Here is a 23383-nt window from a genome sequence, read left to right on the forward strand (position 1 = left end):
ACGTAACAAGTGTGCGGAAACCTATTCGCTTTCGTCAGTCGCGGTAACTTCCACTGGCGCATCATCGCCATCAGCGTCACTGAACAGATTGGCTTCCTGGGCCGCCTTGGCTTCTTCGGCAGCTTCCTTTTCCGCTTGCAATGCCGCCAGTTCGGCCTCCTGTGCAGCTTTTTCGCGTTCCGCGCGCAGTTCTTCGATCAGTGCTTCGCGGTCGCCGCCCAGCTTGGTGTCTTCGGGCACTTCATCCTCAATACCAGCTTTCTTCGCGGCTTTTGCCACGATAGCGTCAAGCTCGCGTTGTGAGCAAAGGCCAAGTGTTACCGGATCCTTGGGCTGGATGTTGGTGATGTTCCAGTGGCTGCGCTCTCGGATTGCGTTGATCGTATTGCGCGTAGTGCCAATCAGTTTGCCGATCTGGCCATCGGAAATTTCCGGGTGGTTGCGCAGCAGCCATGCAATGCCGTCAGGTTTGTCCTGACGCTTGGAAACGGGCGTGTAGCGCGGACCTTTGGTGCGGCGCACCTGTTCCGGGCCTTTCGACATGATCAGCGAATATTCCGCATCTTTCTGGCCTTTTTCGATTTCTTCCATGGTCAGTTCGCCTGCACGCACGGGGTCGCGGCCGGTATATTTGGTGCTGGCCAGATCATCGGCCATGGCCTGCACTTCCAATATGTGCAACCCGCAGAATTCGGCAATCTGTTCAAATGTCAGGCCGGTATTGTCCACAAGCCAGGAAGCCGTCGCGTGCGGCATGAGGGGGGTACGACCATCTTGGGCCATGCACAAATCTCCATAAAATAAGGGCCACCCCTCGCGGGATGGCCTGATGATTGCCTTCCATGTAGGCGAAACCGCAGGAGCCTGCAAGTGGGCAAATGGATTGCCACTGGACAGCAGGGATGGCAGCTAAACTTCGAGCACGATTTTTCCGAAATGACCGCCGCTTTCCATATGTGCGTGCGCGGCGGAAGCACCTGTAAGGGGAAAGCTCTTGTCCATCACAGGGCGCAATGTGCCTTTTTCGACGAAATCCCACACATTGCGGTGGATTTCGTCGGCGAGCAGCCCCTTGAATACATTGCTGCGCGGACGCAGGGTTGATCCGGTGAGGGTGAGGCGGCGGCTCATCACTTGCGCCATGTTTATCTGTGTCATCAACCCGCCTTGCACGGCAATGGTGACATGGCGGCCATCCTCGGCCAGGCAGTTCAGGTTGCGCGGTACATAATCGCCCGCAACCATGTCGAGCACGGCCTGCACGCCCTTGCCATCAGTGATTTTTTGTACGGCCTCGACAAAATCCTGATCCTTGTAGTTAATCGCATGCGCTGCGCCCAGGCCAAGTACCTGCGCACATTTTTCATCCGACCCGCAGGTGACAATGACCGTCAGGCCGAACAGCTCGCCCAGCATGATCGCCATGGTGCCGATGCCGCTGGTGCCGCCATGGACCAGCACGGTTTCCCCGTCACAGGTATAGGCACGTTCGAACAGGTTATGCCACACGGTGAGCAGTGTTTCGGGGAGGGCCGCAGCTTCGCTAAGTGGCAGGTCTTCAGGAACTGGCAGGCAGTGGCTGGCTTGGGCAATGCAATATTCGGCATATCCGCCGCCATTTACGAGCGCGCAGATATTTTTGCCCATCATATGCATATCTGCGTCCGACCCTGCAGCCATGACTTTACCGGCGATTTCAAGCCCGGGTAGCGGGGATGCGCCCGCAGGTGCAGGATATAGCCCCATGCGCTGCACAATATCAGGGCGGTTGACGCCGGCTGCTGCAACTTTGATCAGCAATTCGCCCGCTTCTGGCCGCGGCACAGGGTGTTCACCTGCCACCAGCACTTCGGGCCCGCCTGGCTGGCTGATGGCAATGGCCGTCATTGTCTCTGGAATTTCCTGTGTCATATATCCTCCCGAACCAAGCTTTTCCGCCCTTTTTAGATAGTTTCCACATAAATCGGAGCCCCTTATTGACAGCGCGGGGCCTGTGGTCAACATTATCCGTACAGGTCGAAGCCTGAAGGAAAGGAGCAGGGATATGGATTTGGACGATGATTTACCGCGCAAATCCATGGATGCGGCGCATATGCTGGGGGCAGAGGATCTGGATCCGCTGTCACAGGAGGAGCTGGATGTACGTGTTGCGCTGCTGAAGGCGGAAATTGTGCGCGTGGAGGCACGCAAACAGGCGGCGGGTGCACACCGTGCCAATGCCGATGCGCTGTTTCGCAAGTCCTAAGCGCTACAGGAAGCGGAGGCAGCGCATATTCACATTGCTGCACAGCTTCCTATATGAATGAGACTGTAAATGCGTGAGAGGAACGGAACGCATGATGGAAGCAGTTGATGAGACCCGGCTCTTTCCGGGACGTACATAAGAAGGGCAGCGTCCAAAGTGGCGTTGCGGAGATGTAAAATATGCCGTCATTTGCGGAATCACTGGAAAAAACGCTGCATCAGGCGCTGACCAATGCAGCCGATCGTTCCCATGAATATGCCACGCTGGAGCATTTGCTGCTTGCTCTCATCACCGATGATGATGCGGCGCAGGTGATGAAGGCGTGTGGCGCAGACCTTGGCGAGCTTGCGGGCACTGTCACCCATTATCTCGACAATGAACTGGATTCGCTCAAAGTCGAAGAGCAGACCGACCCTGCGCCCACATCTGGTTTCCAGCGCGTGGTGCAGCGTGCGATCCTGCATGTCCAATCATCGGGCAAGGATGTCGTGACCGGTGCCAATGTGCTTGTGGCGCTGTTTTCAGAGCGGGAAAGCTACGCTGTCTATTTTCTGCAACAACAGGACATGAGCCGGCTCGATGCTGTCAGCTATATCAGCCATGGTATCGGCAAAGGCGGCAATCCTTCAGAAACCAAGCCTCCAGAAGGCGCGGAAGAAACGCAGGATGAAAAAGGCGAAGGCAAACAGAAGAAAGAAAGCGCGCTTGACCAGTATACCGTCAACCTGAACGAGAAAGCCAAGGCGGGCAAAATCGACCCGCTGATCGGGCGTGGCCCTGAAGTTGACCGCACCGTCCAGATCCTGTGCCGCCGTTCGAAAAACAACCCGCTTTATGTGGGTGAGCCAGGGGTTGGTAAAACCGCGATTGCCGAAGGATTGGCGCGTAAGATCATCGAAGGCGACGTGCCGGATGTACTGGATAAAGCGGTGATTTACTCACTCGACATGGGCGCGCTGCTTGCCGGGACACGTTATCGCGGCGATTTTGAAGAGCGACTGAAAGCGGTGGTGGCTGAGCTTGAGAAAATGCCGCATGCTATTTTGTTTATCGATGAGATTCACACGGTGATTGGCGCAGGTGCAACCAGCGGCGGAGCAATGGATGCCTCCAACCTGCTGAAGCCTGCGCTTTCCGGCGGCTCGATTCGCTGTATCGGTTCAACCACGTACAAGGAATTTCGTAACCATTTTGAAAAGGACCGCGCTTTGCTGCGCCGGTTCCAAAAAATCGACGTGAACGAGCCCACGATTGACGATGCAATCAAGATTTTGCGTGGGCTGCGATCGGCTTTTGAAGACCATCACAAAGTCAAATACACGCCCGATGCGATCAAGACAGCGGTCGAGCTGTCGGCGCGTTACATCAATGACCGCAAATTGCCCGACAAGGCGATTGACGTGATTGATGAGGTGGGCGCGATGCAGATGCTGGTGCCTAAATCGCGCCGCCGCAAAACGATCACTGCCAAAGAAATCGAAGCAGTCATCGCCACCATGGCGCGTATTCCGCCCAAATCGGTCTCGAAGGACGACCGCGCGGTATTGCAGCATCTGAAACGTGACCTGAAACAGGTGGTGTTCGGACAGGATCAGGCGATTGATGTGCTTTCCAGCGCGATCAAACTCAGCCGTGCAGGTCTACGCGATCCCGATAAACCGATTGGCAATTACCTGTTCAGCGGTCCGACCGGCGTCGGCAAGACCGAAGTTGCACGCCAGCTTGCCAGCATCATGGGCATACCGCTGCAGCGGTTTGACATGTCGGAATATATGGAGCGGCACAGCGTATCACGCCTCATAGGCGCGCCTCCGGGGTATGTCGGCTATGATCAGGGCGGCCTTTTGACTGACGCTATTGATCAGCAGCCGCACTGCGTGCTGCTGCTCGACGAGATTGAGAAAGCGCACCCCGACCTGTTCAACATATTGTTGCAGGTAATGGACAATGGCAAACTTACCGACCATCACGGCAAGACGGTCGACTTCCGCAATGTTGTGCTCATTATGACCACCAATGCCGGGGCCAGCGAAATGGCGAAAGAAGGCATGGGCTTCGGTGATGCAACCAAAGAAGATGCGGGTGATGAAGCCGTGAAGAAAATGTTCACGCCGGAATTCCGCAACCGTCTGGATGCCGTGGTTCCATTCACGTATCTTACGCCCGGAGTCGTGGCGCGGGTGGTTGACAAATTTATTCTGCAACTGGAATTGCAGCTTGCGGATCAGAACGTGCATATCCGGCTTGACCAGGATGCGCGCGACTGGCTTGCTGTCCGCGGCTATGACCGATTGTTTGGTGCCCGCCCGATGGGACGCTTGATACAGGAGAAGATCAAACAACCGCTTGCCGAAGAGCTGTTATTTGGCAAGCTCAAGGATGGCGGCGAGGTTAATGTGCATATGAAAGACGGGGCCATGGCGTTCGAAGTCATGCCTGCTCCGCCTAAAACACCGCGCAAAAAGAAAGCCAAGAAAAAGTCCGCATCCGGCAAAGCCAAATAAAGCAGGCATGGCATATATAAAGACAATTGACCGGGAGGCCGCACAAGGAGATCTGGACGCATTATATGCCAAGATTGCCGGGCCGGATGGGCGCGTTGACAATATATTAATGGCACATAGTCTGCGGCCACATACGCTGGAAGGCCATATGGCGCTGTATAAGGTGGTGTTGCACCACCGCGGTAACGCACTGCCCAAATGGATGCTTGAGAGCATCGGAGTGTTGGTGAGTGCGATTAACAACTGCCAATATTGCGTGGATCATCATCTGGCCGGCCTTAAACGGCTGGTACGTGATGAGGAGCGCTATACGAAGCTGGAGGCGGCGTTGCTGGCAGTGGCGGACGATCCGCAGAAATTGACAGATGCTTTTACACAAAAAGAACATGCGGCCTTGTCCTACGCAGCAAAGCTGACAGGTGCGCCTGCCGCGATTACTGAAAATGACATTGCGATCTTACGTGCTCATGGTCTTGAGGATGGTGAAATACTGGAAGTCAACCAGGTGGCGGCCTACTTTGCCTATGCCAACCGCACTGTGCTTGGGCTCGGCTGCTCCACGCAGGGAGAAGAGCTTGGCCTTTCGCCAGGGGATAACGAAGATCCCGACAATTGGTCGCATGGGTGACATTTATTTCCGAATTGATGGCTTGAGATACGGTTCAGTTCACCCTATTTTGGTTCTATGAGTGAAATTGCCGATATCATCCTGACGCCAAACGCGGCAAAGCGTGTGGCCGCAATTGCCGCAAAACAAGGCAAGCCCGCGATGCTGCGCCTGTCCGTGGAAGGCGGGGGTTGTTCCGGTTTTCAATACCGTTTCGGCCTTGCCGAAAGCATTGAAGCAGATGATGTGATGGCCGAAGAATCTGGCGTGAAGCTGGTGGTGGATTCTGTCAGTCTGGATCTTGTGCGCGGTTCTGCGGTGGACTTTGTCGAATCACTGGGCGGTTCGGCTTTTCAGGTAACCAACCCCAATGCCGCATCTGGATGCGGTTGCGGATCGAGTTTTTCGGTTTAATTCTTTCGCTGCCCAAATGAATGCGATAAGCAGTTTCCATGCGTATCGCGACTTACAATATAAACGGCATAAAAGCCCGTCTTCCCCGTTTGCTCGAATGGTTGGAGGAAACCCAGCCTGATGTCGCCTGCCTTCAGGAAATCAAGACGATGGACGAAGGCTTTCCGGCCGCTGAGTTTGAAAAAATCGGCTATGGTGCGATCTGGCATGGGCAAAAATCGTTCAATGGTGTGGCGATTCTCGCCAAGGGTAGTACGCCTCAGGAAACGAAACGCGGGCTAGACGGTGAGCCGGAAGATGACCATAGCCGCTATCTGGAAGCGGACGTTAATGGCGTGCGTATAGCAAGTATCTATCTGCCCAACGGTAATCCGCTGCCAGGCCCTAAATTCGATTATAAACTGCGCTGGATGAAACGGTTACGTGCGCGTGCGGCCGAATTATGGGCGCTTGAAATTCCTGCAGTACTGGCGGGTGACTATAATGTCATCCCGCGCGATAATGATGTTTTCCTGCCTGCTGCCATGGCATCTGATGCGCTGATGCAGCCCGAAAGCCGCGATGCCTATCGCCGCATGCTGGGTGACGGATGGACTGATGCCATTGGCAGTTGGCATCCAGATGGCGGGGTCTGGACCTATTGGGATTACCGAACCAAGGGGTGGGAGCGCGATGCTGGGTTCCGAATCGATCACCTGCTGCTCAACCCGCTTGCGGCAGATCGCCTGAACAATGTGGGCGTTGATAAAGAACATCGCGGGCGTGAAAAGGCGAGCGATCATACACCCGCCTGGATTGAGCTTGGCGTCACCGATATGCAGCCATGATGGCGATTGCCATTCGGTTCCTGCTTTTTGCCGTGGGATTATACCTGATCGCACTGGCGTTGATTTATATATTCCAGCGCAGTTTCATGTACCTGCCCGATACGCAGCGCGTTTCGCCTGAACAGGTGGAGCTTGACGGTTTTTCTGTGGTGAACATCATGTCCGGTGAGAATAAGCTGGTTTCATGGTGGCATCCGCCTGTCGATCAAACACAGCCTGTCATTTTGCATTTTCACGGTAATGGCGGAGCGTTGGCCGGGCGGGCGGACATGTATCGCACACTTGCAGCATCTGGGGCAGGCCTGTTGGCGGTTGGCTATCCCGGTTATGGCGGCAATGCGGGAAAGGCCGGTGAACAGATGTTTTACCAGGCCGCCCGGGCCAATTATGGCTGGCTGCGTAAACAGGGCTTTCGTGGGAAAGATATTGTTATCGCGGGCCAGTCGGTTGGGACAGGCCCGGCCGCATATCTTGCCGCGAATACGAACGCCGCCGGACTGATACTTGAAGCGCCCTATACTTCCATGGCTGATATGGCTGCGCGGCAAATGCCGCTTTTCCCGTCCCGCCTGCTGGTGAAAGACCGGTATGAAAATCTGTCGCGCATCGGTAAAATTGATATGCCCCTCGCGTGGATTCATGGTGAGCGTGATGGCCTTATCCCGGTACAAATGGGGCAGATATTGTTCGATGCAGCGCGGCAACCCAAATGCGCCTATCGCATTGAAAAAGGAAAGCATAATGATTTGTGGACGTATGGAACAGGTGAGATTATTTTAGAGCAGGCTGCGTTAATGGTGCGCGAAAGACGGTGCGAAAACCGCGTGCGTTGACAGGATATTCGCATAGCGGTTATGCTTTTACATATACCGGCATATACCGGCTCAAAGTATCTTATCGTATATCTGGTAGGCTTTGTTTACCCTGCCGCCAATGACTTCGCCAATGGAATTCATGCCCTGGTTATCCTCTAATATCCAGCCAATCTCGCCGCGTTGCGCGCCATATTTTTCGACGGCATCACGGCGGATAAATTCGATCATCATGAAAGCGAGCTGACTGGCGAGACGTGAGCCCTGTAATTCCTGCACCACACCCATCAGTGGCACACGCATCGTATTCGTGTTGGGTTTGCGCAGCCACCAGAGCAGCTTGGCCCAGTTGAACGGCCATAATGTGCCATTATAATCCACCAGCTTCTCGTTGATATTTGGCAGCGTAATCATGAAGGCAACCGGTTTGCCATCATATTCGGCGATGCGGATCAGATCCTCCAGCACAATCGGCTTCAATTTTTTACCGACATAGGCAATTTCGCTGTCAGTCAGCGGGACAAAGCCCCAGTTTTGTGACCACGCATCGTTCAGGATTCCCATGATAAGGGCGGCTTCCTCGGCAAAGCGGCTCTTGTTTACGCGTCGGATACGGATGCGATCGTTTTTCTCTCCCGAAGCGACAATGCGGTTCACCAGCTTGCCAAAGCCATCGAGAATATCAACTTCCCATGTCATGACCTGCTTCACCGGATTATAGCCGGCATTTTCAATCCACTGCTGATATTCCGGACGCTGATGCCCCATCATGACGGTAGGTGGATGATCATGACCGCTGATAAGCTGGCCGGGTTCATCCCATATCGACAGGCTTAGTGGGCCAAGCGCGCGGTGCATATCCTGTGCGCGGAGCCATTGTTCCGCCGCATCGATGAGCGCAGCGGCTGCATCTTTGTCAAACGCTTCCAGCATGCCCCAATTGCCGGTGCCAGGCCCCATGCCTTGTTCGGGGGGCTGTTTCAGCGCGAGCAGGTCGATATGCGCGCTGATCCGCCCCACGACCATGCTGCCACGCCGTGCCAGCATGGGCTGTACCCGCGCATGTTCAAAAAAAGGGTTTTTGCCGGGCGTAAGTAATGCGCGGATTTCATCTTTCAATGGCGGTACCCAATTCGGGTCATCGGCATAGATTTCCCATGGCAGGTTTATAAAGGCTTCAAGGTCAGCTTTGCCGTCAACGGGAGTTACCGTGATATCTGTCTTACTTGTCATGCCGCCTTGTGGCGCGGGTGCGACAATAATGTCAAGAAACCGGTGATCTCTCACATGGCCATAATATGATCTAGATCAGTGAAATCCGTCGCGAACGGCCCAATATGCTGCCATTATCTCGCCATCATGTTCTGGTCTAAGTCAGCCATAAATTGGATATATGTATATGAATAACAAAGCTCTCAAAGCCGAAAATTTCACCCCAGCTGCGCAGGATAGTGCTGCTTCACAAATGCGCGCGCCCATTACGGATGACAGGGAAATTATCCGTACAGCGGCGACTCTTACACGCGACCTGAATGCGCCCAACCCCGCCATATATTGGGGTGATTTCATGGCATCCGTGATTGTCGGCTATGGCGCTTTGTTCGCGGCTATAGCTGCTACATCTACAGGATGGATGATTGCGGCCGGTATTGTTTCCATGCTGGCACTCTACCGGGCGGGCAGCTTTATTCATGAGCTCACCCATTTGAAGGATGGTTCCGTACTTGGTTTCCGGCTTGGCTGGAACCTGCTGGCAGGCATACCGCTCATGGTCCCGTCTTTCATGTATGAGGGCGTGCATAACCTGCACCATGCCAAGACACGTTATGGTACGGTGCAGGATCCGGAATATCTGCCGCTCGCGTTGATGAAGCCCTACACCGTGCCGCTATTTGTGGCGGTGGCTGCGCTTGCACCGCTCGCATTGCTGCTGCGTTACGGAATATTGGGGCCTCTGTCACTGGTAATACCGCCGCTCAGAAAGCTGGTGGTTGAGCGCTATTCCGGTCTTGTCATCAATCCCGAATTTCGCCGCAAAATGCCTGAGGGCAAGGCGCGGCGCAACTGGATGTGGCAGGAAACGGGCGCGAGCCTGTGGGCAATAGCATTGCTTGGTGGCACAGCAACCGGAATCATCCCCCTCAAGGCTTTCATCATCTTCCTGGTTATCAGCGGCGGTTCCGTCGTGATTAATCAGGTTCGTACGCTCGTGGCTCATCTATGGGCCAATGAGGGCGAGGTGATGAGCGTGACCGCACAGTATCTCGACAGTGTCAATGTTCCGCCGCCTGCAATGCTGCCTGCGCTCTGGGCACCTGTAGGCCTGCGTTATCATGCGCTGCACCACCTGTTGCCGGGCGTGCCCTACCATAATCTGGGTGAGGCGCATCGCCGCCTGGCCGAAGAATTACCGGTGGAATCGCCTTATTACAAAGCCAATTACACAAGCCTGACAGGACTGGTGGTACAGCTGGTGCGCAGTACGTTTAAGGGAAAACTGGTTAAGTAAGCGCCCTAGCTTTTGGCCCATGGGTCAGGATATTGTTTTCTATTCCTCGGTCCGGATAAGGACAGATTCCCCGACCAAGAAGAACAGCACGAAGGGTGCCCAAGCGGCGACCAGAGGCGGATAGGCACCCAGATTACCCATGGCGAGTGAGAAATTATCGGCCACGAAAAAGGCAAAGCCCAGCGCCATACCGATAACGGCGCGCAGGAAAAGCTGACCTGAACGGGCCAGACCAAATGCGGCCACTGCGCCCAGTAGAGGCATTAATATTGCCGATAGGGGACCTGAAATCTTGTGCCACAAATTGGTTTCAAGCGACTGTGTCGGTTTGCCCGCTGCCTTGAGTTCATCAATGGCCGATTTCAGTTTCATGAAAGAAAGACCATCGGCATTGACGTTGCCTAATGTGAACTGGTCCGGTGTCATGCCGCTGTTGACGGTATAATCACCCAGCTTAGTTTCTTCGCTGCTTGTCACATCGAATGCGACGGCATCCTTCAACTTCCAGCCATTGCCCGAATAAACTGCCTGCGCCGCGCTGATGGTTTGCACCAACGCGCCATCACCTGCGCGCTCATAAATCTCCACATTGTCCAGCCGTGTGCTGTTGCCATTGCCGCTGACAAATCCGGCATGGACAAGGTTGTTGCCGTCGCGCGCCCAGATATTGGTCCGGGTTGATGGGTCATCCGGTACAGGGCCGTACTCCGCCTTTTGCCACAGCGAAAGCGTGGATGTCGCGGGGGCGACAATACGGTCGTTAAAGGCAAATGTGATGCCTGCGACAAGCAGGCTGGCAAATAATAGCGGGGCCAGCACCTGATGCGCGGATAACCCTGCTGCCTTCATCGCGATTACTTCACTGTTCTGGTTTAGTGACGCCAGTGTAATAATTGTGGCAAGCAGCACCGAAAATGGCAGAATAAACTCAATGATTTGCGGTGCGCGTAGCGATATATATTGCCACAGATCCGCTTCGCTGTTCCCGGCAACGGCAAGTATCTTGCCGCTTTCGCCCAATAGGTCGAGTGTCTGCAGGACTATGACAAAGATCGCCAGGACCGCCAATATACGGATCAGGAACATACGGGCCATATAGATGGCCGTTGTCGGTGAGGGAAAAAATTCCAGCTTCACGCGGCAAAACCTTTTTGAGTGAGGTTTTTAACTGTCATGATGGCTCCGTTTTCTGCCGAAACTGAGCAGGCCCTTGAGCCATACCCCGGATTTCGCAAATATTCTTTCCAGGCTGCCAATGGGCTGTCCGCCAGGCACATGGGCGACTTGATAATACATCCAGATGATAAGCGTGGCGAACAGGAAGAACGGCACCCACAGCGCGATAAGCGGATCGACAATGCCGAGCGCCCCGACATCTTCGCCATACTGGTTTATCTTGTGATAAGTCACAATCAATATGATCGACAGGAATACGCCTAGCGCGGATGTGGAGCGCTTGGGCGGAATGGCGAGTGCCAGCGCGAGCATCGGCATGAGCAACATCATCACCACTTCGACTATACGGTAATGGAAATTGGACCGGGTTTCGTTGCGTTGCTGCTCCGAAATATCGGGGCTGGAGCCGATGCGTACCAGTTCGGGCAGGGTATATTCACGGTCTTTGCCGCCACGGCTGCGAAACGCTTCGATCTTGGGTAGGTCGATTGGCAGGTCATGGCTGCTAAAACTCAATACGCGGGGGCTTTCATAATCAGGGGCATCATGGGTGAGCACCCCGTCTGTCAGCCGTAGGATAATGGTATCGGGATCATCCGTGGCCATAAAACGGCCTTTGCTGGCGGTCACCGAAATCTCCGTGCCATTCTTGCTTTCGGCATGCACAAACAGCCCGCTCAGGTCACGGCCCTGATTCTGGCTCTCCTCAATACGAAGCGTCATTTTTTCGCCAAATTTCGTAAACTCGCCCACTTTGATGGAGGCCCCCAGTGCACCGGAGCGCAGCTCAAAGCCGAGTTCCTCATAGGCATAGCGGGCCTGCGGCTGGATAAAACCAACCAACGCCAGATTGACCAGCATCAAGGCGATCGCAAACATGTAAGGGACGCGGAGCAGGCGGCCATACCCCAGACCGACTGCGCGAAATACGTCCAGCTCGGAAGAAAGCGCAAGTCCCCGAAAAGCAAGTAATATTCCGAGTAAAAGGCCGATAGGAATGCCGAGTGAAAGATATTCAGGAATAAGGTTTGCCAGCATCCGCCACACCACGCTGACAGGACCGCCTTCAGCGGCCACAAAGTCGAACAGCCGCAGCATTTTTTCAAGCACCAGCAGCATAGCCGAGATAATCAGCGTAGCAATCAGCGGAATGGCAACGCGCTTGGCGATATAAAGGTCGATGGAAGTGAGGAATTTCAACTTATTGTCGCCCTGTCACCCTATTTTGGCCGCAAATTTCACCCATATAAAGAATCAAACGGGGGCGTTACATGCCGGTCCCATATGTTTCGACATAACCGGCTATAACCAGTTGGAGACGAAACGTCATGTTCAAATTTTCAAATGTCGCACTGTTCGGCGGTAGCGCAGCCATGGCTTTGGCCCTGGTGGCGACCCCTGCAGGCGCACAACGCCAGAAAATCAGCAATGATATGAGCAAATGCGTCAGCGGTGCAGGCCCTGCTGTGCTGGTTGAAGTGCGCGGGTTCAAAAAAACCACGGGCCGCATCCGCGTTCAGGCCTATGAAGGCACCAGCGCAAAATGGCTGAAAAAAGGCGCATGGATAAACCGCATCGACGTGCCCGTGCGCGCCAATGGCGGTAAAATGCGCTTTTGCATGCCGCTTCCTAAAGCAGGCACCTATGGCATTGCGGTCCGTCATGACATGGACGGCAATGGCAAGTCGGGCTGGAACGATGGCGGCGGATTTACCGGTAACCCCAACATTTCGCTGACCAACCTGAAACCTTCGATCAAGAAATCGGCCATTCGCGTGGGCAATGGCGTGGCGCGTGCCAACGTTGTGCTCAACTACCGCCGCGGCCTTAGCATTAAGCCGATCGGATAGTTTATGGCTTTAGTGGCACTCCTTTCTAATCCCCGCTCTACCGGCAATAAATCACTATTGCCGGAAGTGCGGAGCTTTTGTGCGGAGCAGGCCGATATATTCCACTATGAGGTTGAACAGGCCGACCAGATTGCGTGCGCGCTGAAAACGATAGCGCGCGTCAAACCTAAGGTTCTGGTCATTAATGGCGGCGACGGTACTGTACAGGCGGCGTTGACCGAACTGTACCAGGGCGGCCATTTTGGCGATAACCCGCCGCCTGTCGCAGTGCTTCCCAACGGTAAGACAAATCTGATTGCACTTGACCTTGGCGCGAAAGGTTCCGCGCTTTCGGCGCTTAAGGAAATTGTGGAAATTGCCCGCAATGATGAGCTGGAGTCGCATATTGTCGTGCGGCAGATGATTGCACTTTCGGGTGGCAGCAGTGAAAAACCGGTTCTGGGCATGTTTCTGGGCGGTGCGGGCCTTGCCGAATTTATTCTTTACTGCCGCCATAAAATCTATCCGCTGGGGCTGCCCAATGGACTCAGCCATGTTCTGGCCGGAATTGCCGGGTTTATTTCATTGCTGTTTAAAGCGCCTTTCGAATTCCTGCCACGGCGTTCACAGCCGCTGCGCATATCACTTATCCGTAATGGAGAGGTGCAGGGAAATTATGCGCTGCTGATCGTTACCACGCTTGAAAAACTGTTGCTCGCGGGCAAATCGGGTAGTTGGTACAGCAGCAGGGACCGGCTTAAATTTTTTGCGGTTGACCAGAATCCCGGTGTTGTCATGCGAATGATTTTCGCAATCCTATTCGGGCGTATGGGGCAGAAGAAAGTGCACGGTGTGCATATAGAACAGGGCGATGAAATCCGCATTGACGGCGACCATAGCAACGTCATCTTGGACGGTGAGCTGTTTGAAGCGAATGAAGATGCGCCCATCATATTGCGCTCAACCGAGCCAGTCCCATTCCTGAAAATCGCGGCCTGAAGGTTCTCGTGCGGACGATAGGCCCGCTTTGCTGATTTAGGTCCATCATGCCAGATACAGCACTTCTCAGACTCATCAAGGCCGAGCTGGTCGAAGCGGTAGATCCGCGTATTTCGGACTTTGCGGCTGCCATTGCCGCGGATTATGGCGATGCGGCAAGGTCGGTGCTGTTTTACGGCTCCTGCCTGCGTAGTCAGCAGTTGGAAGGGCAGATGCTCGATTTCTACCTGATTGTCTCCGATTATGATGCAGCTTTTCCAGATAGCTGGAAAGCGCGAGCCAACAGGTTGCTGCCGCCCAATGTGTTTCCGGCACAGCATAACGGCCTGGTGGCCAAGTATGCGGTGCTGAGTGAGGCTGATTTTCACCGACTCAACCGCCAGGAAGCAAGCGCGGTGAGCGTATGGGCACGCTTTGCCCAACCGTCGCGGCTGGTATGGCAAAGTGATGCCATTGCAGCGGAACAGGCAGTTTTGGCCATATCAGGTGCGACGCCCACGCTGCTCAACGCTGCACTGGCGCATACAAGTGTCGAACAGATGTCGATGCTGGATTTGTGGGAAAAGGGTTTTGCCCTGACTTACAGTGCGGAGCTGCGTGCCGAGCGGTCGGACCGTTCCGCCTCGGTCGTGGAATTTTCGCCGCAGCGTTACAGCGAATTCGGACATGCCGCCCTGCCGCTTACGTCCATCAGGAACACGCGTGATGGGGATAATGTTACGCTGCTGCCGGGGCAACGGGCTGCAATCATGGCGGAGCGCAGGCGCTGGCCGGGGCTCAGGCGGCGCGGCAAGCTGCTGACCCTGGCGCGGCTGGCCAAGGCGACGGGGACTTACGCCGGGGGGATTGATTATATCGCCTGGAAAATCAACCGTCATGCCGGCACCGATATAGAGGTGAAGGACTGGCAACGCCGCTGGCCGATATTGGGAGCCATCGTGATGCTCCCACGGCTTATCTTGCGCGGGGCGATTAAATAAGGGCATAATACAGTTCTATGAGGAGCTTATTATGCCTGAAAAATTACAGAAAAATCCCATTCATCTGGGCCTTGGCGCGACCGCTATCGTACAGCCGGAAATGACCGGTGATATGTCTTGGTATGCTGGCTATGTGGAGAGGCATGGTGAGGATGGACACGAAGGACGGTTGGTATCCATGTACAGGTTCACTGAAAGCTGGGACGTGTGGGAAATGCACCCTAAAGGCAATGAAGTGGTCCTGTGTACTGAAGGCCGCATGGTGCTGGTGCAGGAAATGCCGGATGGGTCGGAAAAACGCACGGCACTGGAAGCAGGCGAGTATGCCATTAATGACTGCGGCATCTGGCACACGGCGGATGTGGAGAGGGAGGCGACGGCGGTATTTGTCACAGCCGGTGAGGGGACAGAGCACCGGGAGCGAAAATAGCAGCGCTATCAGATAGCGCCGACCTGTTTTCCTGATTTTTCAAAAATTTCCAGGATTTCACCCACCTGCTCGCTGGTATGTTCTGCACAGAGTGAACAACGCAGCAGCGTCATGCCCTGCGGTGTTGCGGGCGGCCGCGCAAGATTGACATAAAGCCCGTTTTCCAACAGCGCTTGCCACAGCAATGCGCCCTGCATCATATCCTCGACCATGACAGCGATAATGCCGCTCTGCGCCTCGGGCGTGCCGAGCGTGTAGCCTATTTCACGTAACCCCAGATGCAGCCGTTTGCTGTTTTCCCACAGATGGGCGCGTTTATTGCCGCTGTGCATCAGCTTGCGGATTGAGGCGGCAGAGGTTGCCACCACAGCGGGGGGCAGAGATGCCGTGAATACATAGGGGCGGCACACCAGCCGCATAATATCGAACTTCGGGTGGTTTGAGACGCAGAAACCGCCAACTGTGCCAACGCTTTTACTGAATGTGCCGATGATAAAGTCGACATCGTCAATCACGCCCTGCTCTTCGCATACGCCGCGGCCGTTTTCGCCGATAAAGCCCATGGAGTGCGCTTCATCGACCAGCACCATGGCACCATATTTCTTGCAGATGGCGACCATTTCTTTCAGCGGTGCGACATCGCCCAGCATAGAATAAACGCCTTCGAGTACCACCAGCTTGCCGGCTTCTTCGGGCAGGCGTTTCAGCCGTTTTTCCAGTGCTTCGATATCATTGTGACGGAATGCGACAATCTGCGCATTGCCCATCGCGCAGCCGTCATAAATGCTGGCATGACTGTCAATGTCCAGAATGACATAGTCATCCTTGCCCGCAAGTGTGGCGATCACGCCCAGATTTGCCTGGTACCCGGTGGAAAAGACCATAGCATGGTCCATGGCGTAAAAATCCTTGAGCGCCTGTTCGACTTCCTTATGCCCCTGATAGGTGCCGTTCAGAACGCGGCTGCCGGTCGTGCCCGCACCGAAATTGTCCAGTGCTTCATGCCCTGCCGCCAGTACATCATCGTCAAACGTCATGCCCATATAGTTATAGGTACCGAGCAGGATGGTTTCCTTGCCATTGCAGATTGCCACGGTAGGCGACTTCACCTGTTCCATCACCAGCGCGAACGGGTCGCGCACGCCAGTGGACAGCAGGGTTTCACGTTCATTGATAAGGGGGTCAAACTTGGAAAGGAGATCGGTCATGATTGCTGGCCTTGCTCTGATGATGCGATAGGGTTGGATCCGGCTTTTAGCTATCCTGCAGCTTTTCGACAGCATCCACCAGCTGGCCGACGGTTTCAATCTCCGCCTGCATGTTCATGGTGATGATGATATCGAATTCATCCTCGATAGCGGCGACGAAATCCATCACTGTCAGGCTGTCCCATTCCAGATCACCCATAAAGGTCGCGTCATCACTGAGCTGCGCGTCTTTGACGTTAAACGGGGTGATGAGTTCATGGATTTTCGCCTGTGTGGCTTCGCGGTTGCTCATAAAAATATCCTGTTACTGGTTTCATGCCCCTGTGACAGCGGATTGCGGCGGGAATTGGGCGAAATCCGCGCACAAAACTTGCCCCTCTGTCTTATCTATGACAGGCTTATGCAAAAATACGGGTCGCGGCAAGGTGAAGCGCTGTTATCGGCGCGAAAAAGGGAGAAATCTTATGCCTGTTGCGGAAAAGGACAAACTTGCTGAACCTGCCACAGAATGGCCAATGCAATCGATTCAGCTATTACGGACTGTACAGCAGCACCATGTGCAACTCAGTATCATGGCCGATCAAAAAGCATCCATGCTGATCGGGGCGACATTCGTGGTATTCACCATCGCCATTGCGCAAAGCGGAGGTGGCAACGCATCCTTGCCCATGCTGGTGCTGGCCATATCTTCCTTCCTGTCAGCAGGGCTCGCGGCAATGGCTGTCATGCCATCCAGCGGGCCGAAACCCGGAGCACGCCCCAATCCATTATTCTTCGGGGTTTTTTCAGGCATGGATGAAGATGCCTTTACCGAAAATGTGCTGGAACAGATCAGTTCCACTGAAGGCACGTTTCGGGCAATGCTGCATGATATCTATCAGATGGGCAGCGTGCTGGCCGAAAAGAAATATTTCTACCTTGGCATTGCCTATCGCGCGTTTCTGACCGGATTGACCCTAACATTTATACTCTATGTGATAGAGCAGTTTTTCGGGCCTCTTATCTAGTCACTGACCTTAGAGCCAGCCAGCTTTTTTATACCAGAGCGCGGTTTGCCTGAGGCCGTCACGGGTTTCTATTTTCGGCATCCATAATGACCGTGGCGGCCGACTGCTTGCATCCACTGTCCAGTCGTCATGGCACATATAGCTAACCCGGTCTGGGGTCAGCTTCGCATTGGTATTGCGCACCAGCCGGTCGACACCTGCACCAAGGCGCAGCAGTGCGGGAGGCAGGGATAAGGGGCGGATGCCGCGGCCCAAAGCTGTGCCTATGGCGCGGGCGAACGCTTTGTGTGTCCAGCCGCCTTTCGCGCCATCATCGGCTTCGAATATCTGTGAGGTAACATCTTCGGATGACGGTCTGAGCTCAATCAGCAGCCGGGCTAGGTCAGTGGCATGGATAAGCGACAGACGGCCTTCTGGCGGCAATAATACGAACCCGCGCTGCGCCATTTTGAACAGGTCGAGCATTTCACCATCGCCAGGGCCATATATAGCGGGCGGACGTACGATGGTCCAGTCGAGCCCGCTGGCGGCGACGATCTTCTCTGCCTTGGCCTTGGACCATCCATAGATGGAGAGGTCCGGCTCGCGCGCGGCCAGCGAAGACACATGGACAAAACGCGGCAGGCCCATGGCCTTGGCAGCGTCAACCATCGCAAGCGTGCCGGCGACATTGCCGTCTTCAAACCCTTTTTTATCAGGTGCGTTGACCACACCGGCAACATGTATGACCGTGCCCGCGCCATCGCATAGTTCCTTAAGGGCTTCGCCGTCCGACAGCGATCCTTCGACCCAGGTGACGCCGTAAACGGGTTTTTGCGGGCGGCGGGTAAGGGCGCGCACGGGTATTTTCTGCGCGCGCGCCATGTCGATCACATTCTTGCCGACAAACCCGGTCCCGCCGGTCAGTGCGATGGTGCGGACAGCGTTATTCACAATATCACCATCCGGTCACGGTGCACGACCGCACTGCGCGGGCTATAGCCCAATATTGCTTCGATTTCGCTGCTGTGGCGACCAATGATACGTGCGCTGTCCAGCGCATCATATTCCGCCAGTCCGCGGGCTATGGCACTACCATTCACATCGATGATATCGACCGCATCGCCGCGGGAAAACGGCCCCTCTATCTTGACGATGCCCGCCGGAAGCAGGCTCGAACCCTCCACTATAGCCGCGGCCGCACCCTCATCAATGTGCAGTTTTCCCCGTATTTTCTGCAGGCCGCCGATCCACCCCTTATGGCGGTTTTCGCCGCGCTGCGCGTGGAATATGGTTCCATGGCCTTCCTGGGCACGGCGTAGCGGATGCTCATGCAGGCCAGAGATAATCGCCATGTTCATACCTGCCATATCGGAAATTTTCGCGGCCAGAAGTTTGGAAGACATGCCGCCTGTACCGACACCGGATGTGCCCGTGCCAATACTAGACGTGTCATCGGCCATTGCCAAAATAGTTTCATCCATTTCGCGCACTTCGCGGATAATTCGGGCAGTGTCATGCCTGGCTGGATCCTTGTCGTATAGTCCGTCCACATCGGAAAGCAGGATCAGGCCATCCGCGCCAGCTGCCTGTCCGATACGCGCCGCCAGCCGGTCATTGTCACCAAAACGGATTTCGTCCGTCGCCAGGCTGTCATTTTCGTTGATGACAGGGATCGCACCTTTGGCCAGCAGACTGTCCAGCGTGGCGGTGAAGTTGAGATAACGTCGCCGGTCTTCCAGTGCGTCGAGAGTCACTAGCATCTGCGCGGCGACCAAGCCTTTTTCGGCAAGCAGTTCGGCCCAAAGTGCGGACAAGGCAATCTGCCCGACCGCCGCCGCCGACTGCGCATCACACAGATTTTCGCGTCCGCCATTTTTCAAACTCAGTTTACGCGCGCCAAGTGCGATTGCACCAGATGAAACGATCATTACCTGCTGGCCGGCCAGTATCCGCTCTGCCATGTCACCCGCCACTGTCCGCATCCATTCCCGCCGCGCATTCCCATCCGTATCGACCAGCAGGGCCGATCCAATTTTAACGACAAGGCGTGGGCAATGGGAAGGGGCAAAGACGTTGCTCAAATGGGTCTCCATTCGGCTTCGTCTTCATCGGCATCGGGGTTTACACCGGAAGGCTGCTCTGTCGCGGTCATATCAGGCAGGTGATCCATAAATGCGTCCATCAATGCCTCAAGCCCTGCACCGGTCGCGCCGGATATCGGAAAAATCCGATTTGCACCCGCCGCCTTAAGCTCGCCAATCAACATATCGGCCAGTTCATCATCAACCAGGTCAATTTTATTAAGCGCAATTAGCTGCGGCTTTTCGGCCAAGCCTTCGCCGTAATTTTTAAGCTCGCCCTGTACGGTCTGTAGCGCCTTTGCCGGATCATCACCATTTGCATCGACCAGATGGATTAGTGCGCGGCAACGCTCAATATGGCCTAGAAAACGGTCGCCAATGCCAACACCATCGGCCGCGCCTTCAATCAATCCCGGTATATCGGCAATCACAAATTCACGTTTTTTGTGACTGACCACACCGAGTTGCGGGCGCAATGTCGTGAACGGATAATCACCCACCTTTGCCTTGGTATTGGTGATACGATTGATAAAAGTCGACTTTCCCGCATTGGGAAGCCCAACAAGGCCGACATCTGCCATCAGTTTAAGCCGTAGCCACACCCACATTTCCGCACCGGGAAAGCCGGGTTGATGTTGGCGCGGTGCACGGTTGGTTGAGCTTTTATAGCTCATATTGCCCCGTCCGCCGTCACCGCCGATCAGCATGGAGACGCGCTGTCCCGTATGGGTGAAGTCGGCCAGTATCTCTTCTTTATCCTCGCTTAGCACTTGTGTGCCCACCGGCACTTTGACGACGAGTTCATCGCCACCCGCGCCCGTGCGGTTGCGACCCATGCCGCCCGTGCCGCGGGGCGCCTTAAAATGCTGGGCATAGCGAAAGTCGATGAGTGTGTTCAGCCCTTCAACGGCTTCAAACACAATATCGCCGCCCTTGCCGCCATTGCCGCCATCGGGACCGCCATATTGGACATATTTTTCACGGCGAAAACTCACCGCGCCATTGCCGCCGGTACCGGATTTCAGATATATTTTTGCCTGATCAAGAAAATGCATCCCACGCATTTAGGCGCGCCATGCCGCCTTGGCCAGTTTTTTGTCGTGAAATGATGCGTTTCAGCGATGCGGGGTTAGCGTGAGGGTGTTTCCGTGCCATCACTGCTTTCCCCTGAGGCATTTTCCTCGGCTGTGGCGGGCTTGGCAGTTTCAACGCCCGGTATCGGCTGTACCGTCAGGTTCGGGTCATATGCAGGCGTGGACGGTGTATATCCCGGTATGGTGGATGCGGTGTTGGCGCGCGCAGGCGCCGGGGCACCTGGAACCGGCTGTACCGTCATATTGGAATCATATCCTTCCGGCTTTTCAGAGGGAACATAGCCATAGCTGGGCGCCGTGCTGACACCCGATGGAGGCAGGGTGGTTGTTGTCACTTCGCCGCCCTGCGGAATGATCGGCCCACTGATAACTCCGGCATTACCCGCGGGCACTGAAGTCGTGCCATTATAAAGTGATCCCTGCGTGCCAGATGCAAAAGAGCTGGTAGGCTGCCGGGGTCCATAGGCCTGGTTCCACACAGCCAGATCGCGCTTATACTGGTCATAGGCTGCAAAAAAGCGGTTGAACACGTCTTCTATTTCAGTCAGTCCGATATAGGCATAGCCTGTCAGCTGGTCTTTTGGCGTCAGTGTCAGTTGCCGCGCTACGCCAATCGACACATTACAAAATTCCGATTTCACAGGCGGCAACGAGAAAAAATTATAGACCCGCGTGCTGTGCGTGTCGCGCACGCGGCGATAATTGGATCCATTCTCGCGGCGGAACTTGCTCTCTATGGCCCGGTTCGCTTTGCTCAGTTGTGACTTATGTGTTTTCAAAAAGGTGTTATAGTCGGAGGCCAGCTGGTAATGTCTCGGCTCGACACAGTTGAGCGCGGCCACGTTCAGCGCGGAGCGCAGATGCCACAATGTTTCCAGTTCGCCTATGCCTGTATTTACCGTTATACGGCGGCCATCCACACCAACGGGCGGAATTGCCATATTTGTGGTTGCATAAAGCGGGGGCGTCGGCATGGCTGGAATAACGACCGGCGGCGGCGGTGGAGGCGGGGCTACAACAACTGGGGGCGGCGCAGGTTTTGCGCATGCGGCCAATGCAGCCAGCAGGCCCAAAACAGAAAAACGAGCGAAAATTTTCAACGACATCCTAATCCAACCCCATTATTTGCTTGTGCATATACCCTATACATTAACCATGCTGATAGCGCGATGAACGGAAAAGGCAAAACATGTTTGTCGAAAAATTGCCTGTGCTGTGCGCGGCGGACGACGGGTTGAATCATATACTGGTTAACGGGGGCAATAAAGCAAAAGGCCCGGCGGTTTCCCGCTGGGCCTTCCACATCTTCTATAAAGCAAATATTATTCGCTGCTGCCCAGGAAGCTGAGCAGGAACTGGAACATATTGATGAAGTCCAGATAGAGGCTGAGCGCGCCCATGATGATATATTTGCCCATCATGTCCGTGCCCGCCACATGGCTGTACATGGATTTGAGGCGCTGTGTATCATAGGCGGTGAGGCCTGCGAAAATGAATACGCCAATCGCGCTTACCACATAATGCATGGCTGGAGACTGCAGCCAGATGTTGATGAGCATGGCCACAATCAGGCCGATCACGCCCATAATCAGGAAGCTGCCCCAACCGGACAGGTCTTTCTTGGTGGTGTAGCCCCATAGGCTAAGCCCTGCAAAAGCAGCGGATGTCGCAAAAAATGTCTGCGCGATCGAAGACCCTGTATAGCGCAGGAAAATCGTCGACAGGCTAAGCCCCATCAGGACCGCGAAGCCCCAGAAAAGCGCTTGCAGTGTGAATGTGGACATTTTCTGTGCGCCAAAGCTCATCGCGAAAACAATGGCCAGAGGCGACAGGATGATGATCCAGGGCAGAAAACCGCCGCCGCCAAATACCTGCGCAGCCATGCCGGAACTGGCAAACAGCATGGCAACAATACCGGTCAGCAGTACGCCGCTTGCCATATAGTTATAGATGGACAGCATGTATGAACGCAGGCCTGCGTCATAGGCCGCTGTATCAACAGTGCCCGCCTGCGTGCCAAAGCTGGTGCGCGGGGCATCAGTGGAACGGGGATCTGGCCAATTTGCCATAATATTCAAACTCCTTTGCCCGGCTGAAACTCTGGAATAAATGCCGGATAGTCAATATATCGTCTTTCTGCAGATTATTTTCAAGGAAAACCGCAATGAAAATGGTTATCGCAAAATTAAGCGGCTTTTCTTGATTTCGCCTCTTTTTCGCGCCATTGCAGTGCCTATGAGCGATCCCACACCGATTATCCAGAGCCTTATAGCCGGGCTTCCTGTACTTTTGCTGCACCTCGGCAGTGCCACCGCCGTATGGGCGGGCGCTTTGCTGCTATATATCTGGATCACACCGCACCGTGAACTTGCATTGATCCGTGAGGGCAATGAGGCAGCGGCAATTTCCTTTGGCGGAGCTGCCATCGGGCTGGCAGTGCCGCTCGCATTCTGCCTGCGCGCATCACTCAATGTCTGGGATATATTGATCTGGGGCAGTGTCATCCTGGTTTTGCAGCTCATTGCCTTTCGCGTGCTGGATTTCATGCTGAAAGACCTGCCCAAGCGCATTGAAAATGACGAGCGCGCAGCGGCCATATTTCTGGCGATGAGCAAATTCGCGGTGGCCGCGCTCAATGCGGCGGCGGTTTCGGGATAATGCGCAAGGGCTGCCTGCCCC

25 protein-coding genes are annotated in these 23383 nt (G+C 54.9%); 13 read left to right on the forward strand and 12 right to left on the reverse strand.

Going from position 1 to position 23383, the window contains the following annotated elements; all coding sequences use genetic code 11:
• Positions 1–21: 21 nt before the first annotated feature.
• Positions 22–783 (reverse strand): DUF1013 domain-containing protein, encoded by a 762-nt coding sequence (locus G6Q15_RS07875; protein ID WP_164117476.1) that lies wholly within the window; start codon positions 781–783, stop codon positions 22–24.
• Positions 784–909: 126 nt separating this feature from the next.
• Positions 910–1911: an NAD(P)H-quinone oxidoreductase gene (locus G6Q15_RS07880; protein WP_164117479.1), complete on the reverse strand. Its 1002-nt coding sequence runs from the start codon at positions 1909–1911 to the stop codon at positions 910–912.
• A 133-nt stretch (positions 1912–2044) separates the two neighbouring features.
• Between G6Q15_RS07880 and G6Q15_RS07885 the strand changes: the two genes are divergently transcribed.
• The 6 genes from G6Q15_RS07885 (at position 2045) to G6Q15_RS07910 (ending at position 7430) form a co-directional block, all read left to right on the forward strand.
• A complete protein-coding gene (locus G6Q15_RS07885; RefSeq protein ID WP_164117480.1) occupies positions 2045–2245 on the forward strand; it encodes a DUF1192 domain-containing protein in 201 nt (66 codons plus the stop codon).
• Positions 2246–2424: 179 nt separating this feature from the next.
• Positions 2425–4749: an ATP-dependent Clp protease ATP-binding subunit ClpA gene (gene clpA / locus G6Q15_RS07890; protein ID WP_164117482.1), complete on the forward strand. Its 2325-nt coding sequence runs from the start codon at positions 2425–2427 to the stop codon at positions 4747–4749.
• Positions 4750–4756: 7 nt separating this feature from the next.
• Positions 4757–5377, forward strand: a complete 621-nt coding sequence (locus G6Q15_RS07895; protein ID WP_164117484.1) for a peroxidase-related enzyme — start codon at positions 4757–4759, stop codon at positions 5375–5377.
• Between the two features lie 66 nt (positions 5378–5443).
• The gene (gene erpA, locus G6Q15_RS07900) at positions 5444–5770 is read left to right on the forward strand and encodes an iron-sulfur cluster insertion protein ErpA (RefSeq protein WP_164117637.1); all 327 of its coding nucleotides are present in this window, start codon (positions 5444–5446) and stop codon (positions 5768–5770) included.
• A gap of 38 nt (positions 5771–5808) precedes the next feature.
• On the forward strand, positions 5809–6597 hold the full coding sequence (gene xth / locus G6Q15_RS07905; protein ID WP_164117486.1) for an exodeoxyribonuclease III: 789 nt from the start codon (positions 5809–5811) through the stop codon (positions 6595–6597).
• Entirely contained in the window at positions 6594–7430 is an 837-nt protein-coding gene (locus tag G6Q15_RS07910; protein ID WP_164117488.1) for an alpha/beta hydrolase, read from the forward strand. Before xth ends, G6Q15_RS07910 begins: the two co-directional genes overlap by 4 nt.
• 51 nt (positions 7431–7481) lie before the next feature.
• On the opposite strand, the gene G6Q15_RS07915 is transcribed toward G6Q15_RS07910, so the two are convergent.
• Positions 7482–8642, reverse strand: coding sequence for an N-acetyltransferase (locus tag G6Q15_RS07915; protein ID WP_164117489.1), 1161 nt, complete (start codon positions 8640–8642; stop codon positions 7482–7484).
• A 166-nt stretch (positions 8643–8808) separates the two neighbouring features.
• Between G6Q15_RS07915 and G6Q15_RS07920 the strand changes: the two genes are divergently transcribed.
• Positions 8809–9918 (forward strand): fatty acid desaturase, encoded by a 1110-nt coding sequence (locus G6Q15_RS07920; RefSeq protein ID WP_164117491.1) that lies wholly within the window; start codon positions 8809–8811, stop codon positions 9916–9918.
• Between the two features lie 39 nt (positions 9919–9957).
• Here G6Q15_RS07920 and lptG read toward each other — a convergent pair whose 3' ends face one another.
• Both lptG and lptF read right to left on the reverse strand, forming a co-directional pair.
• Positions 9958–11013, reverse strand: coding sequence for an LPS export ABC transporter permease LptG (lptG, locus tag G6Q15_RS07925; protein WP_205518125.1), 1056 nt, complete (start codon positions 11011–11013; stop codon positions 9958–9960).
• Between the two features lie 69 nt (positions 11014–11082).
• Positions 11083–12294 (reverse strand): LPS export ABC transporter permease LptF, encoded by a 1212-nt coding sequence (gene lptF / locus G6Q15_RS07930; RefSeq protein ID WP_164117495.1) that lies wholly within the window; start codon positions 12292–12294, stop codon positions 11083–11085.
• A gap of 128 nt (positions 12295–12422) precedes the next feature.
• On the opposite strand from lptF, the gene G6Q15_RS07935 reads away from it, so the two are divergent.
• The 4 genes from G6Q15_RS07935 to G6Q15_RS07950 are packed head-to-tail and all read left to right on the forward strand — an operon-like array spanning position 12423 to position 15332.
• Positions 12423–12944, forward strand: coding sequence for a DUF2141 domain-containing protein (locus tag G6Q15_RS07935; protein ID WP_164117497.1), 522 nt, complete (start codon positions 12423–12425; stop codon positions 12942–12944).
• Between the two features lie 3 nt (positions 12945–12947).
• The gene (locus G6Q15_RS07940; protein ID WP_164117499.1) at positions 12948–13922 is read left to right on the forward strand and encodes a diacylglycerol kinase family protein; all 975 of its coding nucleotides are present in this window, start codon (positions 12948–12950) and stop codon (positions 13920–13922) included.
• Between the two features lie 47 nt (positions 13923–13969).
• The gene (locus G6Q15_RS07945) at positions 13970–14902 is read left to right on the forward strand and encodes a hypothetical protein (protein ID WP_164117501.1); all 933 of its coding nucleotides are present in this window, start codon (positions 13970–13972) and stop codon (positions 14900–14902) included.
• A 31-nt stretch (positions 14903–14933) separates the two neighbouring features.
• Positions 14934–15332 (forward strand): cupin, encoded by a 399-nt coding sequence (locus G6Q15_RS07950; RefSeq protein ID WP_164117502.1) that lies wholly within the window; start codon positions 14934–14936, stop codon positions 15330–15332.
• 8 nt (positions 15333–15340) lie between these two features.
• On the opposite strand, the gene G6Q15_RS07955 is transcribed toward G6Q15_RS07950, so the two are convergent.
• The gene (locus tag G6Q15_RS07955) at positions 15341–16540 is read right to left on the reverse strand and encodes an aminotransferase class I/II-fold pyridoxal phosphate-dependent enzyme (protein ID WP_164117504.1); all 1200 of its coding nucleotides are present in this window, start codon (positions 16538–16540) and stop codon (positions 15341–15343) included.
• 46 nt (positions 16541–16586) lie between these two features.
• Positions 16587–16832 (reverse strand): acyl carrier protein, encoded by a 246-nt coding sequence (locus G6Q15_RS07960; protein ID WP_164117506.1) that lies wholly within the window; start codon positions 16830–16832, stop codon positions 16587–16589.
• Between the two features lie 172 nt (positions 16833–17004).
• Here G6Q15_RS07960 and G6Q15_RS07965 point away from each other — a divergent pair, with 172 nt between their 5' ends.
• Positions 17005–17547: a Pycsar system effector family protein gene (locus G6Q15_RS07965; RefSeq protein ID WP_164117508.1), complete on the forward strand. Its 543-nt coding sequence runs from the start codon at positions 17005–17007 to the stop codon at positions 17545–17547.
• Between the two features lie 9 nt (positions 17548–17556).
• On the opposite strand, the gene G6Q15_RS07970 is transcribed toward G6Q15_RS07965, so the two are convergent.
• The 5 genes from G6Q15_RS07970 to G6Q15_RS07990 form a co-directional block, all read right to left on the reverse strand.
• Complete coding sequence (locus G6Q15_RS07970; RefSeq protein WP_240330808.1) at positions 17557–18480, reverse strand: NAD(P)-dependent oxidoreductase; 924 nt, start codon at positions 18478–18480, stop codon at positions 17557–17559.
• Positions 18477–19610, reverse strand: coding sequence for a glutamate 5-kinase (gene proB, locus G6Q15_RS07975; RefSeq protein WP_345940293.1), 1134 nt, complete (start codon positions 19608–19610; stop codon positions 18477–18479). The genes G6Q15_RS07970 and proB overlap by 4 nt, the downstream gene beginning before the upstream one ends.
• A complete protein-coding gene (obgE, locus tag G6Q15_RS07980; RefSeq protein WP_164117512.1) occupies positions 19607–20665 on the reverse strand; it encodes a GTPase ObgE in 1059 nt (352 codons plus the stop codon). Before obgE ends, proB begins: the two co-directional genes overlap by 4 nt.
• Positions 20666–20739: 74 nt before the next feature.
• Positions 20740–21804, reverse strand: coding sequence for a hypothetical protein (locus G6Q15_RS07985; RefSeq protein ID WP_164117513.1), 1065 nt, complete (start codon positions 21802–21804; stop codon positions 20740–20742).
• A gap of 222 nt (positions 21805–22026) precedes the next feature.
• Positions 22027–22773, reverse strand: a complete 747-nt coding sequence (locus G6Q15_RS07990) for a Bax inhibitor-1/YccA family protein (protein WP_164117515.1) — start codon at positions 22771–22773, stop codon at positions 22027–22029.
• 166 nt (positions 22774–22939) lie between these two features.
• Between G6Q15_RS07990 and G6Q15_RS07995 the strand changes: the two genes are divergently transcribed.
• Complete coding sequence (locus G6Q15_RS07995) at positions 22940–23362, forward strand: DUF350 domain-containing protein (protein ID WP_164117518.1); 423 nt, start codon at positions 22940–22942, stop codon at positions 23360–23362.
• Positions 23363–23383: the final 21 nt, after the last annotated feature.

This window comes from Sphingorhabdus sp. Alg239-R122, from assembly GCF_900537065.1.
In the GTDB taxonomy this organism is placed as follows: domain Bacteria; phylum Pseudomonadota; class Alphaproteobacteria; order Sphingomonadales; family Sphingomonadaceae; genus Alg239-R122.

Bases quoted from the DNA above. Each gene is read 5' to 3' on its own strand.
- G6Q15_RS07875 (WP_164117476.1), bottom strand. From the start codon at position 783: ATGGCCCAAGATGGTCGTACCCCCCTCATGCCGCACGCGACGGCTTCC.
- G6Q15_RS07880 (WP_164117479.1), bottom strand. From the start codon at position 1,911: ATGACACAGGAAATTCCAGAGACAATGACGGCCATTGCCATCAGCCAG.
- G6Q15_RS07885 (WP_164117480.1), top strand. From the start codon at position 2,045: ATGGATTTGGACGATGATTTACCGCGCAAATCCATGGATGCGGCGCAT.
- clpA (WP_164117482.1), top strand. From the start codon at position 2,425: ATGCCGTCATTTGCGGAATCACTGGAAAAAACGCTGCATCAGGCGCTG.
- G6Q15_RS07895 (WP_164117484.1), top strand. From the start codon at position 4,757: ATGGCATATATAAAGACAATTGACCGGGAGGCCGCACAAGGAGATCTG.
- xth (WP_164117486.1), top strand. From the start codon at position 5,809: ATGCGTATCGCGACTTACAATATAAACGGCATAAAAGCCCGTCTTCCC.
- G6Q15_RS07910 (WP_164117488.1), top strand. From the start codon at position 6,594: ATGATGGCGATTGCCATTCGGTTCCTGCTTTTTGCCGTGGGATTATAC.
- G6Q15_RS07915 (WP_164117489.1), bottom strand. From the start codon at position 8,642: ATGACAAGTAAGACAGATATCACGGTAACTCCCGTTGACGGCAAAGCT.
- G6Q15_RS07920 (WP_164117491.1), top strand. From the start codon at position 8,809: ATGAATAACAAAGCTCTCAAAGCCGAAAATTTCACCCCAGCTGCGCAG.
- lptG (WP_205518125.1), bottom strand. From the start codon at position 11,013: ATGGCCCGTATGTTCCTGATCCGTATATTGGCGGTCCTGGCGATCTTT.
- G6Q15_RS07935 (WP_164117497.1), top strand. From the start codon at position 12,423: ATGTTCAAATTTTCAAATGTCGCACTGTTCGGCGGTAGCGCAGCCATG.
- G6Q15_RS07940 (WP_164117499.1), top strand. From the start codon at position 12,948: ATGGCTTTAGTGGCACTCCTTTCTAATCCCCGCTCTACCGGCAATAAA.
- G6Q15_RS07945 (WP_164117501.1), top strand. From the start codon at position 13,970: ATGCCAGATACAGCACTTCTCAGACTCATCAAGGCCGAGCTGGTCGAA.
- G6Q15_RS07950 (WP_164117502.1), top strand. From the start codon at position 14,934: ATGCCTGAAAAATTACAGAAAAATCCCATTCATCTGGGCCTTGGCGCG.
- G6Q15_RS07955 (WP_164117504.1), bottom strand. From the start codon at position 16,540: ATGACCGATCTCCTTTCCAAGTTTGACCCCCTTATCAATGAACGTGAA.
- G6Q15_RS07960 (WP_164117506.1), bottom strand. From the start codon at position 16,832: ATGAGCAACCGCGAAGCCACACAGGCGAAAATCCATGAACTCATCACC.
- G6Q15_RS07965 (WP_164117508.1), top strand. From the start codon at position 17,005: ATGCCTGTTGCGGAAAAGGACAAACTTGCTGAACCTGCCACAGAATGG.
- obgE (WP_164117512.1), bottom strand. From the start codon at position 20,665: ATGCATTTTCTTGATCAGGCAAAAATATATCTGAAATCCGGTACCGGC.
- G6Q15_RS07990 (WP_164117515.1), bottom strand. From the start codon at position 22,773: ATGGCAAATTGGCCAGATCCCCGTTCCACTGATGCCCCGCGCACCAGC.
- G6Q15_RS07995 (WP_164117518.1), top strand. From the start codon at position 22,940: ATGAGCGATCCCACACCGATTATCCAGAGCCTTATAGCCGGGCTTCCT.